The organism is Campylobacter sp. JH23, from assembly GCF_017846595.1.
GTDB classification, from domain to species: Bacteria; Campylobacterota; Campylobacteria; order Campylobacterales; family Campylobacteraceae; genus Campylobacter_D; species Campylobacter_D coli.
The window spans coordinates 98,407-116,610 of record NZ_JAEQBP010000002.1 but is presented as its reverse complement, the minus strand read 5'-3'; the positions used below and the strand labels follow the sequence as shown (position 1 = coordinate 116,610).

The 18,204-nt window shown below is 31.8% G+C and carries 19 protein-coding genes; all 19 read left to right on the top strand.

Annotated features, from left to right (window positions below; all coding sequences use genetic code 11):
• Positions 1–62 precede the first annotated feature (62 nt).
• The 19 genes from KAR88_RS02200 to KAR88_RS02110 all read left to right on the top strand — a co-directional run bounded on the left by KAR88_RS02200 (position 63) and on the right by KAR88_RS02110 (position 18,195).
• Entirely contained in the window at positions 63–1,601 is a 1,539-nt protein-coding gene (locus KAR88_RS02200) for an ABC transporter substrate-binding protein (RefSeq protein ID WP_060808245.1), read from the top strand.
• Entirely contained in the window at positions 1,602–2,546 is a 945-nt protein-coding gene (locus tag KAR88_RS02195) for an ABC transporter permease (protein ID WP_002826841.1), read from the top strand.
• A gap of 25 nt (positions 2,547–2,571) precedes the next feature.
• The gene (locus KAR88_RS02190) at positions 2,572–3,327 is read left to right on the top strand and encodes an ABC transporter permease (RefSeq protein WP_072213563.1); all 756 of its coding nucleotides are present in this window, start codon (positions 2,572–2,574) and stop codon (positions 3,325–3,327) included.
• A complete protein-coding gene (locus KAR88_RS02185) occupies positions 3,324–4,034 on the top strand; it encodes an ATP-binding cassette domain-containing protein (protein WP_002781477.1) in 711 nt (236 codons plus the stop codon). Before KAR88_RS02190 ends, KAR88_RS02185 begins: the two co-directional genes overlap by 4 nt.
• Positions 4,027–4,692 carry an ATP-binding cassette domain-containing protein gene (locus tag KAR88_RS02180; protein WP_002781479.1) on the top strand — a complete coding sequence of 222 codons (666 nt, stop codon included), beginning with the start codon at positions 4,027–4,029 and terminating at the stop codon, positions 4,690–4,692. The genes KAR88_RS02185 and KAR88_RS02180 overlap by 8 nt, the downstream gene beginning before the upstream one ends.
• 118 nt (positions 4,693–4,810) lie before the next feature.
• Positions 4,811–5,200, top strand: coding sequence for an NAD(P)H-quinone oxidoreductase subunit 3 (locus KAR88_RS02175; RefSeq protein WP_002777882.1), 390 nt, complete (start codon positions 4,811–4,813; stop codon positions 5,198–5,200).
• On the top strand, positions 5,182–5,685 hold the full coding sequence (locus KAR88_RS02170) for an NADH-quinone oxidoreductase subunit B (RefSeq protein ID WP_002777888.1): 504 nt from the start codon (positions 5,182–5,184) through the stop codon (positions 5,683–5,685). Before KAR88_RS02175 ends, KAR88_RS02170 begins: the two co-directional genes overlap by 19 nt.
• Complete coding sequence (locus KAR88_RS02165; protein WP_072212047.1) at positions 5,682–6,476, top strand: NADH-quinone oxidoreductase subunit C; 795 nt, start codon at positions 5,682–5,684, stop codon at positions 6,474–6,476. Before KAR88_RS02170 ends, KAR88_RS02165 begins: the two co-directional genes overlap by 4 nt.
• A 1-nt stretch (position 6,477) precedes the next feature.
• On the top strand, positions 6,478–7,704 hold the full coding sequence (nuoD, locus tag KAR88_RS02160) for an NADH dehydrogenase (quinone) subunit D (protein WP_002783417.1): 1,227 nt from the start codon (positions 6,478–6,480) through the stop codon (positions 7,702–7,704).
• Positions 7,701–7,928 (top strand): NADH-ubiquinone oxidoreductase subunit E family protein, encoded by a 228-nt coding sequence (locus tag KAR88_RS02155; protein ID WP_002777895.1) that lies wholly within the window; start codon positions 7,701–7,703, stop codon positions 7,926–7,928. The genes nuoD and KAR88_RS02155 overlap by 4 nt, the downstream gene beginning before the upstream one ends.
• Positions 7,925–8,617: a hypothetical protein gene (locus tag KAR88_RS02150; RefSeq protein ID WP_002777897.1), complete on the top strand. Its 693-nt coding sequence runs from the start codon at positions 7,925–7,927 to the stop codon at positions 8,615–8,617. The genes KAR88_RS02155 and KAR88_RS02150 overlap by 4 nt, the downstream gene beginning before the upstream one ends.
• The gene (locus KAR88_RS02145) at positions 8,614–11,076 is read left to right on the top strand and encodes an NADH-quinone oxidoreductase subunit G (RefSeq protein ID WP_002788144.1); all 2,463 of its coding nucleotides are present in this window, start codon (positions 8,614–8,616) and stop codon (positions 11,074–11,076) included. The genes KAR88_RS02150 and KAR88_RS02145 overlap by 4 nt, the downstream gene beginning before the upstream one ends.
• Entirely contained in the window at positions 11,069–12,067 is a 999-nt protein-coding gene (gene nuoH / locus KAR88_RS02140) for an NADH-quinone oxidoreductase subunit NuoH (protein WP_002777899.1), read from the top strand. Before KAR88_RS02145 ends, nuoH begins: the two co-directional genes overlap by 8 nt.
• Before the next feature lie 9 nt (positions 12,068–12,076).
• Positions 12,077–12,742: an NADH-quinone oxidoreductase subunit NuoI gene (gene nuoI / locus KAR88_RS02135; protein WP_002788155.1), complete on the top strand. Its 666-nt coding sequence runs from the start codon at positions 12,077–12,079 to the stop codon at positions 12,740–12,742.
• On the top strand, positions 12,739–13,254 hold the full coding sequence (locus KAR88_RS02130; RefSeq protein WP_002777901.1) for an NADH-quinone oxidoreductase subunit J: 516 nt from the start codon (positions 12,739–12,741) through the stop codon (positions 13,252–13,254). Before nuoI ends, KAR88_RS02130 begins: the two co-directional genes overlap by 4 nt.
• Positions 13,254–13,547, top strand: a complete 294-nt coding sequence (gene nuoK / locus KAR88_RS02125) for an NADH-quinone oxidoreductase subunit NuoK (protein ID WP_002777902.1) — start codon at positions 13,254–13,256, stop codon at positions 13,545–13,547. Before KAR88_RS02130 ends, nuoK begins: the two co-directional genes overlap by 1 nt.
• 2 nt (positions 13,548–13,549) lie before the next feature.
• Positions 13,550–15,340, top strand: a complete 1,791-nt coding sequence (gene nuoL / locus KAR88_RS02120; protein WP_052783422.1) for an NADH-quinone oxidoreductase subunit L — start codon at positions 13,550–13,552, stop codon at positions 15,338–15,340.
• Position 15,341: 1 nt separating this feature from the next.
• Positions 15,342–16,832: an NADH-quinone oxidoreductase subunit M gene (locus KAR88_RS02115; RefSeq protein ID WP_002781489.1), complete on the top strand. Its 1,491-nt coding sequence runs from the start codon at positions 15,342–15,344 to the stop codon at positions 16,830–16,832.
• Positions 16,822–18,195 (top strand): NADH-quinone oxidoreductase subunit N, encoded by a 1,374-nt coding sequence (locus tag KAR88_RS02110; RefSeq protein ID WP_057038094.1) that lies wholly within the window; start codon positions 16,822–16,824, stop codon positions 18,193–18,195. Before KAR88_RS02115 ends, KAR88_RS02110 begins: the two co-directional genes overlap by 11 nt.
• The last annotated feature ends 9 nt before the right edge of the window (positions 18,196–18,204 follow it).

Here is an 18,204-nt window from a genome sequence, read left to right as displayed (position 1 = left end):
GGCTTGTGGCTTCTTATTTTTTATTTTATAATTTTTTTAATTTTAAATTTGAGGAGTTACAAGTGCTTAGATGGTTTATTTTACTATTTTTATTGTTTTTCAATCTTGAGGCTAAAATTCCAAAAGATACTTTAATCGTAGCTGTGGAAAATGAAATTTCAAGGATAAATCCTGCATATAGCGAAGATCATGATGCGGTGATTAATCTTGTATTTTCAGGACTTACGCGTTTTGATGAGCATATGAGCTTAAAGCCTGATTTAGCTGCGTCGTGGAATGTTAGCAAGGATGGACTTAGCTATGATATCTTTTTGCGTGAAGATGTTTTGTGGCACGATGGAGTGAAATTTAGTGCCGATGATGTTAAATTCAGTCTTGAAGCTTTTAAAAATCCTAAAAATAATTCTTCAGTTTATGTGAATTTTGAAGATATTAAAAGTATAGAAATTTTAAATCCTTATCATCTTAAAATCACGCTTTCTAAACCTTTTCCTGCATTTTTAGATGCTTTAAGTATAGGAATGCTTCCTAAACATTTACTTAGTGATAAAGACTTAAATACTGCTTCTTTTAATCAAAATCCCATAGGCACAGGTCCTTATAAATTTGTAAAATGGAAAAAGGGCGAATATGTAGAGTTTAAAGCTAATGAGAATTTTTATCTTACAAAAGTAAAAACCCCAAGACTTATCATCAAACATATTTTTGATCCTTCGGTTGCAAGCGTAGAGCTTAAAAATGGCAAAATTGATGCGGCTTTGATTGATGTTTCTTTATTGAATATTTTTAAAAAGGATGAAAATTTTAAAATTTTGCGTGAAAGATCTGCTGATTATAGAGCTTTAATGTTTAATTTAGAGAATGAATTTTTAAAAGATATTCAAATAAGAAAGGCTTTAAATTATGCTGTTGATAAGCAAAGTATAGTCAAAAATCTTTTGCATGATTATGGTTTTGTAGCCAATCATCCTTTAGAGCGTTCTTGGGCGGATTCTAAAGCTTTTAAAACTTATGAATACAATCCTAAAAAAGCCCAAGATTTGATTTTGGCTTTAGGTTTTAAGAAAAACGATGAGGGTATTTTTGAAAAAGATGGCAAGATTTTAGAATTTGAAATTTGGACTATGAGTAATGATCCTCTAAGGGTGAGTTTGGCAGGAATTTTGCAAAGCGAGTTTAAAAAAATAGGGGTTATAGCTAAGGTTGTAGCAAAGCCTGCGGGCAGTTTTGATTATTCTAAAGTAGATAGTTTTTTAGTGGGTTGGGGAAGTCCTTTAGATCCTGATTTTCATACCTTTAGAGTGTTTGAAAGTTCGCAAGATAGTGCTTTAAATAATGAGGGTTGGAATTTTGGGCATTATCATGATAAAAAGGTAGATATAGCCTTGCAAAAAGCAAGAAATACTTCAAATTTAGAAGAGAGAAAAAAATATTATAAAGATTTTATAGATGCTTTGTATGAAAATCCTCCTTTTATTTTTCTAACTTATCTTGATTTTGCCTTAGTTTATAATGCTAAACTTGAGGGTGTTAAAGCAAGAAATTTAGGCCATCATGGAGTAGGTTTTACTTGGAATATTTATGAGTGGAGTAAAAAATAAGTGCTAAAACGCTTAGTTTTTAGTATTTTTATCGCATTTTTTAGCACTTTTTTATGCTTTGTTTTGCTTTATTTTAGTAAAGGTAGTGTAGCGTATGCAAATAAAGTCAATTCTCAAAGCAAGGAATTGGTTCAAAGAATAGAAGCCAATTTAGGGCTGGATAAGCCCTTGCTAGAGCAGTATCAAATTTGGCTTTTTAAGGCTTTAAAAGGGGATTTAAGTGTTTCTTTTTTAAGTGGGGAAAGTGTTTTAAAGCTCATTAAAGAAAGGATGGCAAATACCTTGATTTTAAGCCTAAGCGCCTTAGTGCTTTTGTTTTTACTCAGTGTTTTTCTTGCTCTTTTGGGGCATTATTATAAAGAAAGTTTTATAGATAAATTGATCACTTTTCTAGCCTTTAACTTTTTTGCTTTACCGCCTTTTGTTTTGGCTTTATTTTTTGTTTTGATTTTTGGAATTTTTTGGCAGGTTTTGCCTATAACAGGGACTAGTGATATAGGCTTTGAAGATGATTTTTTTAACCGCTTAAAACATCTTATTTTGCCTGTTTTAGTGCTTGTTTTATCTCATTTAGCTTTGTTTTTACGCATAGCTAGAAATTTTATCAATGAAACTTTTTCACAAATTTTTGTTCAAAATTTATACGCTAGAGCCTTAAGGGAAAAAGATATTTATTTTTTGGTTTTAAGATATTCTTTAAGCCCTATTATAGCTTATTTTGGAGGCAGTGCTTTAAGTTTTATGATGGGAACTTATGTGGTTGAGAGTGTTTTTGCTTATGAGGGGCTTGGGAGTTTGCTTTTTGAAAGCATTCTTTTTAAGGATTTTCCTATGGCTTTGGCTTTGATATTTTTTAGTGTTTTACTTGCTGCTTTTTTTACATTTTTAAGCGATGTTTTTGCTTGGATTTTAAATCCAAGATTAAAAAGGTTGAAATTTGTTTAAGATAATACTTTTTCTTACGCCTTTAATGTTTTTGATTTTAAGTGCTTTGTTTGCGCCTTTACTGGCTCCTTTTGATGTTTTAGAAAGTCATTTAAATCATTTGCACCAAGCTCCTAATTTGACTTATTATCTAGGGACTGATTTTTTAGGTAGAGATGTATTTTCGCGTTTGCTTTTTGCTTTGAGAATTTCTTTATTTATAGGAATTTGTAGTTCTTTTTTGTCTATATTTTTTGCTCTTTTTTATTTATTTTTAGCAAGATGTTTTTTTTATACTTTTTGGATGCGAATTTTAGATCTTTTTTTAGCTTTGCCTGCTTTTTTGTTGATGATGTTTTTTCAAAGTTTTGTGGGTGTAAATATATTTTTAATGATTTTTTTAATCGCTTTAGTGCATTGGCCTTTTATAGCAAGGATTGTAGAAAGCGAGTTAAAAAGACTAGAAAATTTAGACTTTTATAAAGCAAGTATAGTGTTAGGAAGGACTAAATTTAGAGCTTTTTTTAAGGATTTATTGCCAGCTTTAAAATCTTTAATATTTGTTCTTTTTATATTTAATATCATTCATGCCATAGCTACTGAAGCGACTTTGAGTTTTTTTGGCTTAGGTCTTGGTTTTAATATACCGACTTTAGGAACCTTGTTAAACGAATCTTCAAAAGCTATTTTTATAGGCGCTTGGTGGATGATACTGTTTCCACTTTTAGCTCTTATGTTTTTATTCTTACCCCTTTTATGGCTTGGAAATTATTTGCAAAAAATCGGTGGAGTAAGATCTTGAAGGTAAGAAATTTAAGCTTAAAATTAAATCAAAAAAAGATCTTTGAAAATATAAGTTTTGATATTAAAATAGCTAAGAGTTTGATGATTGTGGGTGAGAGTGGGGTTGGAAAAAGTCTTTTGGGAAAATCCTTAATCAGACTGCTTGATCCTAAATTTGAAATCAACGCAGATGAATGGAGCTTTAATGAAGTTTCTGTTTTCAATTTAAATCAAAACGAACTTCGTGCATTTCGTTCTAAAGTCGGACTTGTTTTACAAGATGCAGAGCTTAGTCTTTATCCGTATTTGAATATAGGAAATTTATTTCATCTTATTTTAAAAACTCATACAAAATTAAATCAAAAGGACCGTAAAAGATATGCTTTTGATTTGCTTGAAAAATTAGGCTTTGATGATGTAGATTTATTGTGGCATTCTTATGCAAATGAATTAAGTTTGGGTATGGCAAGAAGAGTGAGTTTAGCTCTAGCTTTATTAAGCAAGCCTCAAATTTTAATTTGCGATGAGATTACAGCTTCTTTAGATAAAGAAAATGTGCAAAAAATCATTCAAATATTAAAAAAATTAAAAAATACTTTAGGCTTAGTTTGTATCACACATGATTTAAATTTAGTCAATTCTTTAGCAGATGAGGTGCTTTTTTTAGAAAAAAATCAAGCGCAACTTTTTAGAGTGGATGAATTTTTAAGGATTTATCATGCTTGAAGTTAAAAATTTAGGTAAATTTTATGAGTTTAAAAAGCATTGGTATTTGAAAAAAGAAAAACATTTGATTTTTGAAAATATCAATTTTTCTTTAAAAGAGAATGAAAATTTGATGATTTTAGGGCAAAGTGGCGCAGGAAAAAGCACTTTAGCTAGAATACTTTGTTTTTTAGAAAATCCAAGTTTTGGAGAAATTATATATAAAAATTTAAATCCTCATAGTCTTGATAAAACAAAACAAAGACTTTTAAGAAAAGAAATTCAGTATTGTTTTCAGGATCAAAAAGCAGCCTTAAACCCCTATAAAAAAATCAAAAATCTTATCCAAGATGGTCTAGAAAATTTCAATATAAAAAAAGAGCAAGAAAAGATTTTAGAATTTTTTGATCGCTTTAACTTAAAAAAACAAATTTTAGAGCAAAAACCCTATGAGTTAAGTGGAGGAGAAGCCACTCGCGTGGGACTTATCCGCGCTTTGATCTTAGAGCCAAAAGTGCTTATTTTAGATGAAATTACTTCTAGTCTTGATATGAAAAATTCAAAAGAAATCTTAAAATTTTTATACCATTATCAGCAAGAAAATTTGATTTCTTATATTTTTATCACTCATCAAGATGGGTTTTTTGTTAACTTTAAGTGTAAAAAAATGAAACTTTAAACAATATTTATTCTTATTAAGTTTCAATATAGAAAGTTTAGAGTAAAATAGAACAAAGTGTGTAAATTTTATTTTTTGTTGTGAAGTGATTCAAAGTGTTTAAAAAAAAGGAGAAAAAATGTCCCACATTGATGCTTCGCATCCTTATTTCGGTATATTTTTAATGTTAGTGCTAGCTAGTGTTATTTTTTTTGGATTGGTTTTTTTAGCTTCTAAAATTGGCAATAATTTTGCTGCAAAAAATCGTAAAAAACTAGGACTTGGAATTTATGAATGTGGTCCAATTCCGGTAAAACAAGCTAATAAGATTAATTCCCAATTCTTCATCGTAGCTTTGATTTTTATTCTTTTAGATATAGAAGTGGTGTTTTTATTTCCTTGGGCTTTGATTTTTAAAGATTTAGGATGGTTTGGGCTTTTAGAAGTATTTGTTTTTATTTTACTTTTAGGAGTTGGATTTTTATATGCTTATAAAAAAGGAGCGTTTGCATGGCAGAGCATCAAGTAAATTATGCCAGTGGTTTGCCAGTGGTTTTAACAAGCGTAGATAAGCTTGTTCAATGGGGGAGAAGTAATTCTTTGTGGGCTTTATCCTACGGACTCGCCTGTTGCGCGATCGAGATGATGGCAGCAGGGGGATCAAGATATGATTTTGATAGATTTGGAACGATTTTTAGAGCTTCTCCACGCCATAGTGAAGTGATGATTATCGCAGGGACTTTATGTAAGAAGCACGCTGAATTTACAAGAAGGCTATATGATCAAATGCCCGATCCTAAATGGGTGATTTCTATGGGAAGTTGTGCAAATACAGGGGGTATGTTTAATACTTATTCTACCGTTCAAGGTGTAGATAGGATCATTCCAGTTGATATTTATGTACCAGGCTGTGCCCCACGCCCTGAAAGCTTTCAGTTTGCCTTGATGATTTTACAGAAAAAAATTCGAAAAGAAAAAGCTAGTCGCAAAATAGCTCCAAAAAGGTTGGTGTGATGAGAAAATATAGCGATAAAAAAAATGCCCAGCTTCAAAATTATTATAAAGATAGGTTTTATCATGCACCCCATACTCAAAAATTGGATGTCAATGAGAGTGCATTTAAGCAAGATTATGAGGTTTTAAAAACAGAAGTTGATATTATAAATTCTTTTATAGAACTTGATTTTTGGGTGATAGAAATCAAAAAAGAAGACAATGTTAAAACCCTGCAAATGCTTCATACCTTAGGATATTTAAATTTTACAGAAGCAAGTGCTATTGATTTTGTAGCTGATAAAAATGGTTTTGAAGTATTTTACCAGCTTTTAAATTTAGAAAAAAGATTAAGAGTGCGTGTTAGAACTTTTGTGGGTGTAAAAGAACGCTTGCAAAGCGTAGCACATGTTTTTAAGGGCGCAAATTGGAGCGAAAGAGAAATTTATGATATGTTTGGAATTTTTATCATAAATCATCCTAATTTAAAGCGTATTTTAATGCCTGATGATTGGTATGGACATCCTCTTTTAAAAACCTATCCTTTGCAAGGAGATGAATTTGCGCAGTGGTATGAGATCGATAAAATTTTTGGTAAAGAATATCGCGAAGTCGTAGGAGTTGAGCAAAGAGATCCAGGTTTTGCAGATGATAAAGATACACTCAATTTTGCAAGATTGTATCATGAAGTACCAAAAGGTGGATCTAGAAAAGAGGTATCTTTTAAACAAGAGTATCAAGAAGATGGAGGCGTTGCTTTTGTAAAAAAAGTCAAACGCGACGAAGCAAAAATTTTAGAGAAAAGGCGTTAAAATGCAAATTCCTAGCAAGTTAAAACCTTATTATGAAAATATAGCTTTTGAGCAAGAAGACTCAAAAATGATTATTAATTTAGGGCCACAGCACCCTTCAGCACATGGAAATTTACGCCTTATTTTAGAACTTGATGGAGAGCAGGTTGTAAAAGCGCGCCCTACCATAGGCTATATGCATCGTGGTATGGAAAAAATGGCTGAAAATATGATATATCAAGAGTTTATCCCGACAACTGATAGGATGGATTATATCGCTGCGTCGGCTAATAATTATGCTTATTGTGCAGCTGTTGAAAAGCTTTGCGGCTTAGAAATTCCACGCCGTGCAGCAGTGATAAGAATGATACTTTTAGAGCTTAATCGCATCGCATCGCATTTGCTTTGGCTTGCAACTCACGCACTTGATATTGGGGCGATGAGTGTATTTTTGTATTGCTTTAGAGAACGCGAGTATGTTTTGGATTTGATAGAAAAATATTGTGGAGCAAGACTTACACATTCTTCTATGAGAATAGGTGGAGTTATGCTTGATTTGCCTGAAGGTTTTTTAAATGAGCTTTTGGCATTTTGCGATAAATTTCCTAAAGATATCGCTGATTATGAAGCTTTATTAGATGATAATAGAATTTGGCGCCTAAGAACTGAAAATGTAGGTGTTGTAAGCAAAGAACAAGCAATGAATTGGGGCTGTACAGGGGTGATGTTAAGAGGAAGTGGCGTAAGATATGATATACGCAAGGAAGAGCCTTATTTGCTTTATAATGAAATAGACTTTGGCGTGCCTTATGCAACGCAAGGAGATTCTTATGCTAGATATAAAGTTTATATGCAAGAATTTCGCGAAAGTCTTAAAATACTTAGACAATGTGCCGCGCTTTACAAAGATACTCCACCTGAAATTTTAGCCAACCATCCTGAGTATGTAAGTGCTTCAAAGGAACAAATTTTAACGCAGAATTATTCTTTAATGCAGCATTTTGTTTTAATCACTCAAGGTTTAAAACCCCCTAAAGGCGAAGTTTATGTGCCTACTGAAAGTCCAAAAGGTGAGCTTGGATTTTTTATCCATAGCGATGGTACGGGAAGGCCTTATCGTTTAAAGGCTAGAACGCCTAGTTATTGGCATTGTGCATTTTTTGAAGAAATGCTTGTGGGGACTTATTTGGCTGATGTTGTGGCCATTATGGGAAATGTAAATATAGTTTTAGGTGAGATAGATCGATGAGAAGAGTAGATTTAAGAAAAAGCAAAGAGCTTTTTGAAGATTTAGCACAAATCATAAAAGAAGCAAAACAAGGTGAGGTTTTAGTGGTGCTTTTTGAAATCGGCGATTTTTCTCCTGTTGAAAAAAGTTTTTCTTTTGTAAAAGAACAAGGCTGTGAGCTTTTAAATTCCTTGAAATTTAATCAAGTGGATTGGACTATAGTGATTAAAAAGGAAAGCGTATGAGTTATGAAAGAGCGCTTTGTTTTGTGGATATGCTAAGTCTTAAAAATAAAATTTTATGTGAAAAAATTCAAGGTGAAAATATTTATATTTCTTGCCTTGAAGATAAGAATTTAAATGCGAAATTTTATAAATGTGAAATTGCAAGTTTGAGTTATGTTTTAGCTTTGCTTTGTAAGATGAGCGAAATGGATAATTTTCAAGACTTAGATGAGGGATATTTGAGTGCAGAATCTTGTCTTGGTGAAGAAGAGGCGAGTGAAATTTTAGATTTTTTAGAAAATGCAAAATACTTAATTGTAGATGAAAATATTAATTCTTACAAAGATAGTGAAAATATTAAATATTTTCTAAATTTTCTAAGCCAAAAATACAAACTTAAAATTTTAGACAGTAATGAAAAAGAATGTGATTTTAAAAATGCAAAATTGAGTACTTTAAAAGAGCTCGATAGCTATGATGGTTTGGTGCTTTTTAGAGCAAATTTAAAGGATGATAATTTGCATTGTTCTAAGCAGTTTTTACAAATTGCAAAATGCAAAGATAAAAGTGAAGTCGAAGTTTTGGCTAAGGATTTTAGTCTTAAAACCACACTTTGTTTGGATGAAAATTTGCAAGGCACTATAGCCTTTTTAAATTATGATCAACAAGGTTTTGATTTTACTCCAATTCGCATAAAGGAAGCAAAATGACAATTAAAATAAATGGCATAGATTGCGCCTTTGAAGAAGGCGAATATATTTTAAATATAGCAAGAAGAAATGATATTTTTATCCCAGCAATTTGCTATCTTTCAGGCTGTAGCCCGACTTTGGCTTGTCGTATGTGTATGGTAGAGGCTGATGGTAAAAAAGTGTATTCTTGCAATACTAAAGCAAAAGAGGGTATGGTTGTAGAAAGTGATTTACAAAATCTTTGGGATGAAAGAAATGAGATCATGCAAGCTTATTGTATCAACCATCCTTTAGAATGCGGAGTTTGCGATAAATCAGGCGAGTGTGAATTGCAAAATTTCACTCATAAAAGCCGTGTAAATATCCAAAGACATTGGATTAAAGACACACATAAACCGCATAAACATTGGGGAATGATTAATTACGATCCTGCACTTTGTATAGTGTGTGAGCGTTGTATCACAGTTTGTAAGGATAAAATCGGCGAAAGTGCTTTAAAAACAGTGCCTCGCGGAGGTGATAGTGTAGATAATAGCTTTAAAGAAAGTATGGGTAAAGACGCTTATGCGATTTGGACGAAATTTCAAAAGAGTTTGATAGGCCCTGCAAATGGAGATATGCTTGATTGTTCTTTTTGTGGAGAGTGCACTAGTGTATGTCCAACAGGGGCTTTGATAGGTTCTAAATTCCAATATACTTCTAATATTTGGGAGTTAAAAAGAATTCCTGCTTCAAATCCGCATTCAAGTGATTGTGAGCTTATGTATTATGATGTCAAACAAAGCGGTATTAGCAATCAAAAAGCTAAAATTTATCGCGTAAGTAATGATTTTGCTTTTGCGAGTTTAAATAAGGCTGCAAGATTTGCTTTTGATACGCAAAATGAGGCAAGTAAGGATGAAAAAGCTTTTAAAGAGCTTGTAGAACTTTTTGAAAAAAATGAGATTAGAAATATTAAATTCAATAGCTTTATCACAAACGAAGAAGCTTTGATTTTGCAAAATTTCAAAAAGAAATTCGGCTTAAATCTTATCAATAACGAAGCTTTAAAATTTAAAGACTTTTTGGAAGAATTTATAAGTAATGGCGGTGAGTTTTATAATGCTACAACCCAAGATATCACAAAAAGTGATTTTTTAGTCGTTGCAGGAATGCTTTTAAGATACGATGCGCCTACGCTTAGCTATAAAATCAACAATGCCTTAGTGATGAATAAAGGCTCGGGACTTTATTTTCATCCTATAGAAGATGCAGGCATTGCAAAGTATTCTAAAAATTTCATTTCACATACTCACAAAAGCGGAGATGAGGAGCAAATTTTATATTTCTTACTTCAAAAATTCACTCAAGATGAAAATATAAAAGCAAATTTAGCTGAATTTTTTGTAAATGGGAATAAAGAAATAGAAGAAAGTATTAATGAAGAAGTTATAGAGCAAGTTGTAGAAAAAGATGAAGAGGGTAATGAAATTTCTAAAGAAGTGAAAAAAGTCGTGCCTAAAAAAGTGAAAAAAACTATAGAAGTAAAACGCTCGGTTTTTGCTAAAAATTTGGGTATAGATGAGGATAAATTAGAAGATTTATTGCTTAAAAAGGCTAATTTTACTTTGATTATAGGAAGTGATTTTTATTTTCATAAAAATGCTAAAAAATTGGCTAAATTATTAGCTTTGATCCAAAATACAACTCCTTTTAAAGTCTTTTTAAATCCTACACATACAAATACCTTAGGTGTGGCTATGATTTGTGATTTGGATAAAAACACGCAAGAAGGCAAGACTTTAGGCTACAATGAAAAAGGTGATTTTAGTTTTTCTTATGAAGAGCATGCAAATTTAGCTAGTGCGAGTTTAAATCAGCAAGAGGGTACTTTTTTAAATTACGATAAAAAAGTAGTTCCAACCAATGCAGCTTTAGAATTTGATGGATATTTTTTAAATGATTTGGCTAATGCTTTAGGTTTTGATGAGGAATATACTATAAATTATACTAAGAGACTCCCTATAAATAAAGGTTTTTCTCCTTTGGAATTTGATAGTCTTGATAATTTTTATACCAATGGTGGAGAATGCAAAAGAGGATATGATTTAAATTTAGAATGCCATAAAAAAAGTGCTAAAAATGAATTTATAGCTCCCCATTTGCAAAATTTAACATTACAAGAAGATGAAATTTTGCTTTACAGTGCAAATCCTAGTTATCAATTTGGTAGATTTTCAAATCGTGCAAGTGCAACCAATGAAGCGATTTTTTTAGGAGTGAGTCAGAATTTGGCAAAAGAAAAAAACTTGCAAGATAAAGATCTTGTAAAACTTAAGATTAAAGATAAGGAATTAAGTCTTAGCGTGCGTATAGATAAAGACATAAAAAATGGGGCTTTTTTACCTTATTTTGACGAAAAAATCGACACGCTAAGTTTTTTTGATGAAAGATTTATTGTGGCAAATTTAGAAAAATTAGGAGCGAGTCATGAGTGATTTTGCTTTTTTTGCTTTAGAGGCTTTAATTAAGTGTATTATAGTGATTGCAATTTTTGCTACCTTAGCAGGACTTGCAACTTATGCAGAAAGAAAGGTTTTGGCTTATTTTCAAAGACGCATTGGGCCTGATATGGTAGGACCTTTTGGACTTATTCAGCTTGTAGCAGATATGATAAAACTTTTTACTAAAGAAGATATCATACCTTCAAATTCACAAAAATTGATTTTTGCTATAGCGCCTTTGATTGCAGCTATTTGTGCTTTTGTTTCTTTAGCGGCTATTCCTATGCTTCCTGAATTTACATTATTTGGACGCACTATACAGCCTTTGATTGCTGATATTAATGTGGCTTTGCTTTTTGTTATAGGAACTTCGGGGCTTTGTTTTTATGCTATATTTTTAGGTGGCCTTGCAAGTAACAATAAATGGTCAATCATAGGTGCTGCAAGAGGGCTTGTAGCTATCATTTCTTATGAGAGTGTAGGAGCCCTTGCTTTAATAGCTATTGTGATGCTTGTAGGATCTTTTTCTTTGATAGATATTAACAATTATCAAAGCGATGGATTTTTTTCATGGCTTATTTTTAAACAGCCTTTAGCTTTTGCACTTTTTGTGATTGCTTTATTTATCGAAACCAATAGAACTCCACTTTGTTTAACTGAAAATGAAGCCGACATCGTTGCGGGTTATGGTACGGAGTATTCGGGTTTGAGATGGGGTATGTTTTTCATAGGAGAATATGCTTCTATGATAGCAGGAGCGATTTTGATTACGCTTTTATTTTTAGGCGGTTTTAATGACTTTTATTTTATACCTGGCTGGATTATGATGATAGTAAAATCAAGTTTTATCTTCTTTTGGTATTTTTGGGCTAGAGCAGCTTTTCCACAACTTCGTCCTGATCAAGTGATGAGAATGTGTTATTTAATTTTAATTCCTTTGGCGGTTTTAAATCTTTTAATCACTGCCTTTGCAGTACTTATATAGGAGTTTGTGATGAAAAATTATTATTTAATTGATGAAAAAAGAAAGACTCCTACTAGCACTTGGCAGAAGATTTTACAAGCTTTAAAAAGAAGTGTGAAATTAGAGCTTTTTGTGGGATTGTGGGTGGTTATGCGTGAAATGCTAAAAAGAAACAATAGCGCAACCATAAAATATCCCTTTGAAAAGGTAAAGCTTGACAATCGCTACCGCGCTGTACACCGTCTTATGCGTTTTATAGAAAGTGAAAATGAAAGATGTATAGGATGTGGGCTTTGTGAGAAGATTTGCATCAGTAATTGTATCAGGATGGAAACTTCTTTAGATGAAAATGCTCGTAAAAAGGTGGGAAATTATAGTATTAATTTGGGGCGTTGTATTTATTGTGGTTTTTGTGCTGAAGTTTGTCCTGAACTTGCTATAGTTCATGGCACAGAGTATGAAAATGCAGCCGAACAAAGATCTTATTTTGGCTATAAACAAGATTTTTTAACTCCTATTGATAAGCTTAAAAATCAAGTTGAATTTGAGGGTGCGGGTAGCCTTAGAAAGGATGCGGATTTACTTGTGAAAAAAACTCCAAATTATTATGAAGTTTTACAAGAAAGAGAAAAAAATTTATGCACTGATGAAGAATGCACATTGCCAAATTTAGCTCCACAAGGAGAAGTTAAATGATAGAAATTTTAGCTTTTACATTTTTTAGTGTAGTGGTTTTAGGTTTTTTCTTAGTAGCGGTTTTGAGTAAAAATATGCTTTATTCTCTTTCTGCTTTAGCCGGTGGAATGGTTTTTTTATCGGGTTTTTATTTTTTACTTGATGCAGAGTTTTTAGGAGTGATACAAATCATAGTTTATAGCGGGGCTGTGCTTGGGCTTTATAGCTTTGCTATGATGTTTTTTGATAGCTCCAAAGAATTTAAAGAAAAATTAAGAGCTAAGAAGAGTTTTTTTCTTTTAGTGATTTTAAGTGCTGTTTTGCTTTTGTTTATGCTTTTAGGCTTTAAGCACCAAAATATCGCGGGTGATTTAGCTTTAAGTGATCCAAATTTATTCGATTATAATAAGCAACTTGCTTTTGCTATTTTTTCAAAATATCTTTTAGCTTTTGAATTTATAGCTATTTTGCTTTTAATCGCTTTAATTTGTGCGATCGTGCTTACACATAAAGAGCTTACAAAGGAAAGATAATGGTAGAAAAGTATTTTTTTATAGCTATTGCAATGTTTATTGTAGGATTAATCGGTATTTTAAAAAGACAAAATCTCATTATGCTTTTTATTTCAAGTGAAATTTTACTCAATGCAGCAAATTTAGCTCTTGTTGCAGCTTCTAAGATGCATCAGGATTTAAATGGACAAGTTTTTGCTCTTTTTGTGATGGGTGTGGCTGCTTGCGAAGTGGCTGTGGGTGTAGCATTTTGCGTACTTTGGTATAGAAGAAAAGGCACTTTAGAATTAAAGAGCCTAAAAGAGGAGGTTTGATAATGCAAAATTTAGCTTTGATTTCTCTTTTTAGCCCTTTTGTAGCTTTTTTATTTGCAAGTTGTTTTGCTTTAAGTGAAAGAAAAATTTTTGTCGCTTATGTATGTTCTTTATTGATTGGCATAAGTGCATTTTGTTCTTTGTATCTACTTTTTAACAATCAAGCTTTTAATGTAAGTTTATTTGAGTGGTTTATAGGTTTAAGCTTTGGATTTAACATAGACGCTATTTCTCTTACTATGATGAGTGTTGTGGGTGTTGTAGCAACTTGTGTGCATTTTTATAGTATTTTTTATATGGCTCATGATAAAGATTTTAATAAATTTTTTGCTTATTTAGGGCTTTTTGTATTTTCAATGCTTTTTTTAGTGATGAGTGATAATTTTTTAGGACTTTTTGTAGGCTGGGAAGGGGTAGGGCTTTGCTCTTGGCTTTTGATCGGTTTTTGGTATAAAAACAATACCTATTCTTTTGCAGCTAATGAAGCTTTTATTATGAATCGTATTGCGGATTTGGGTATGCTTTTGGGAATTTTTTGGCTTTATATCCAAGCAGGCACTTTAAAATACAATGAAGTATTTGCCATAGCACAAAATTTAGATCATAATGCTTTGGTTTTGATTGCAAGTTGTTTATTTATCGGAGCTATGGGAAAATCCGCGCAATTTCCTCTTCATACATGGCTTGCAGATGCAATGGCAGGACCTACGCCTGTTTCAGCCTTAATCCATGCTGCTACCATGGTAACTGCGGGGGTTTATTTGGTTATTCGTGCAGGAGAAATTTACTCTTTAGTGCCTGAGGTTTCTTATTTTATCGCTTTATTAGGAGCATTTGTGGCTATTTTTGCAGCTTCCATGGCTTTGGTGGCTAGGGATTTAAAACGCATTATCGCTTATTCTACTTTATCGCAGCTTGGATATATGTTTGTGGCTGCAGGACTTGGAGCTTATGGTATAGCTTTATTTCACTTAGTAACCCATGCTTTTTTTAAATCTTTACTTTTCTTAGGCGCTGGAAATGTTATGCATGCAATGGATGATCAATTAGATATTAAAAAAATGGGTGGGCTTTTTAAATCTTTAAAAATCACTGCTATTTTTATGACTATAGGTTCTTTGGCTTTGGCAGGAATTTATCCTTTAGCAGGCTTTTTCTCAAAAGATTTGATTTTGGGTTATTCTTTTATCGCTCATTATCATGGAATTTTCTTAATTCTTTTAATTTCAGCCTTTTTAACCGCTTTTTATAGTTTTAGACTTTTAATGTTGGTATTTTTTACTCCTTCTAGACACGATAAACATCCACATGAAGCAAGTAAAATAGCCCTTTTGGCTATGAGTCCTTTGGTGGTTTTAGCTATTATCGCAGGCTTGTTTGAGCATAGTTTTTTCGAATATCTTAGCACTCAACTCATTTTTATCGATGCTCAAAATAAACTTGTAATGATTTGTGCGAGCGTAGCGGCTGTTTTGGGTGTAGTTTTAGCCATTATAGCCTATAAGGCTTCTTGGTTTAAAGATAGCATAGAGCAAAATACAATCCATAAACTTTTGAGCAATGATTATTTTATCCCTAAGTTTTATCATGAATTTATAGTTTCAAAATACGAAAGCTTGTGTGCAGTTTTAAAACATTGTGACACTTATATTTTTGATGCTATAGTGGACAAAATTGCTTATTATTGTAATCTGATTTCGCAAAAAATAATTATGAGTAATAGTCTTAATTTAATGCTTAGATTTTTGGTGGCAGGATTTGTGATTTTGCTTATTTTGGTATGGGTGGTGTAAAATGTTAAATTATCTAATCTTTTTTCCTTTAATTGCCGCTTTTGTAACTCTTGTTTTGAATCGTGGGGGTATAAAAGTTTTTAGCGTCATAGCGAGTTTAATGGTGCTTGGTTTAAATATCAAGATTTGGCAAGATTATTTAAATGGAATAAACCTTGAATATCAACTTCCTTTCAAGGTAGTCAATTTCATGAGTTATCATATAGGCGCTGATAGCATAGCTTTGATTTTAATGCTTTTAAGCTCCTTGATGATATTTTTAAGTTTTTTATTTTTAAAGATTGAGCAAAAAGCAATGGTATCTTGCATATTCTTTTTAGAATTTGCGATTATGGGATTATTTTCTTCGCTTGATGGCTTACTCTTTTATGTATTTTGGGAATTTTCACTTTTGCCTTTGCTTTATATTATGGGAGTATATGGTAAAGATTATAGAGCAGGGATTAAATTTTTTATTTATGCCTTTGCGGGTTCGATTTTAATGCTTTTAGCTTTAATTTATCAAGCCTATGCGACCTACAAACTTTTAAATATTTTCACTTTTGATATAGAAATTTGGAAAAATAATGCTTCGGCTATGAGTTTTAATGAACAAATTTTACTTTTTGGAGCATTTTTTATCGCCTTTGCTATTAAAGCACCGCTTTTCCCTTTTCATACTTGGGCACCAAAGGTTTATGCAAATTCGCCTATTTTAGTTTCTATGATGCTTGTAGCATTTAAAATGGCTCCTTTTGGATTTTTACGCTTTTGCTTGCCACTTTTTCCTGATGCAAGTGTGTATTTTATGCCTTTAGTGGTAGCTTTGTGTATAGTAAGTATACTTTATAATGCTCTAATTGCTTACCGTGCTTCAAATTTAAAAGAATTGATCGCTTATAGTTCGATTTCTCACCTTGGGGTTATGATTTTAGGTATTTTTTCTTTTAATGCTTTGGGACTTAGTGGAGCAGTATTTTATATGTTTGCACATGGTATTGTTACAGGAGCCTTGTTTTTAATGGCTGAACTTTTATATAAAAAATACGGTACACTTGAAATTTCTTATTATCATTCTTTAGCCAATAAAGCGCCTTTATTTACTATTTTCTTTACTTTGATTTTGCTTGCAAGTATATCTTTACCACTGACAATATCTTTTGTTGGAGAATTTTTAATTCTTTTAGGTGTTGCAAAACTTAATTTACTTTATGCTCTTTTGGCAGGACTTGTGATTATTTTAGGTGCTATTTATATGCTTCATGTATTTAGAAAAATGTTTTTTATGCAAAAAGAAAGTCAGCTTGAAACTTGCTCCTTGCACGCAAGAGAAATTCTTTCTTTGATACCTATAGTAGTTTTAATTTTTTATTTGGGTATAGCACCAAAGATTTTTTTAGATCCTTTAAATAAAGATGCGGATTTTATCGTTGAAAAAATGAAAGAAAGAGCTATTGATGATCAAACCATTCGATTTTTAAATCATTTAGAAGGGGAAAATAATGTTAGGTAATATCGATTTAAGCAGCTTAAATATCCCTTTATCCTATCCTTTTGCATTTTTGATTGCTGTGGCTATCGTGCTTTTGCTTTGTTCGGGTTTTTGGAAATTTCATCGAACTTTTTATATGGCTACTAGCTCTTTATCTTTGATTGTGAGTGTTTTTTTAATTTTAAATAATATCGCTGCGCAAGGCTTAGAAGCAAAAGGATTTTTAGGAACTTTAAATAATGATATTGTTTCTTTGTATGCTTCTTTGGTTATTTTATGTTTTTCGTTTTTATATCTTTTGATGCAAAAAGAAGAAAATCAAGGCGAATTTTATAGTTTGTTTTTATTTATGGTAGCGGGGCTTTTACTTATGGTTTCAAGCTCAAATTTGATCTTGATTTTCATAGGACTTGAAAGCTCTTCCTTGGCTCTTTATACACTTATTGCTATGCGCGGAAGTAATAATGCTATTTCAAGTGCTATTAAATATTTTAGCGTTGCGGCAGTAGGCTCGGGCTTTTTTGTTATGGCGTCGGCTTTGATTTATATTAGAACAGGCACTTTGGATTTGGGTTTAAAATTGGCTCTTGATAAAGATCCTATGCTTTTAGGCGCAGGAGTTATGATTTTTGTTTTATGTGCTATCAAACTTTCTTTAGCTCCTTTCCATTTTTGGTTAAAAGATGTGTATTCTTCAGCACATGTAAATTTGGTCGCTTTTATCTCTATTGTTCCTAAAATAGCAATGTTTGTTGTAGTTATCAGACTTTTTAGCTTTTTAAATCATTTAGGATTTGAAAATATTTTAAATGTATTGGCTGTATTTTCAATGCTTGTTGCAGCTTTAGCCGCATTGAGTCAAAAAGATGTCAAAAAGATGTTTGCTTATAGTTCTATAGTGCATTCTAGTTTTGTTTTAGCAGCATGTATACCTTTGTTAAATGCGGCCGATGATGTTTTAAATTCTATATTTGTTTATTGGGTGCTTTTTGGTTTTGCTAATTATGGTGTGTTTTTGATTCTTAGTACCTTTAAGGGAAGTTCGTTTGAAGAATTTAATGCTTTGTTGTTTAAAAAGCCTTTGATTGCACTATCGCTTAGCTTTTGTATACTTTCATTAGCTGGAATTCCGCCATTTGGAGCTTTTTGGGGTAAGGTGATGGTGTTAAAAACTTTAATTGTCGCTGATTATTGGTATTTAGCTCTTTTTATGGCTTTAGCATCGCTTATTATGCTTTATGCGTATTTAAAGCTAGTCATCCATGCTTTATTTGTAAAAACTCAAGCTAAAGTTTCGGAGCATTTAAATTTTATTCAGAGTTTTATTTTAGCTCTTTGTACTTTGATTAGTGTATTTGCTTTATTTTTGTTACTCAAAATATAATATAATTAT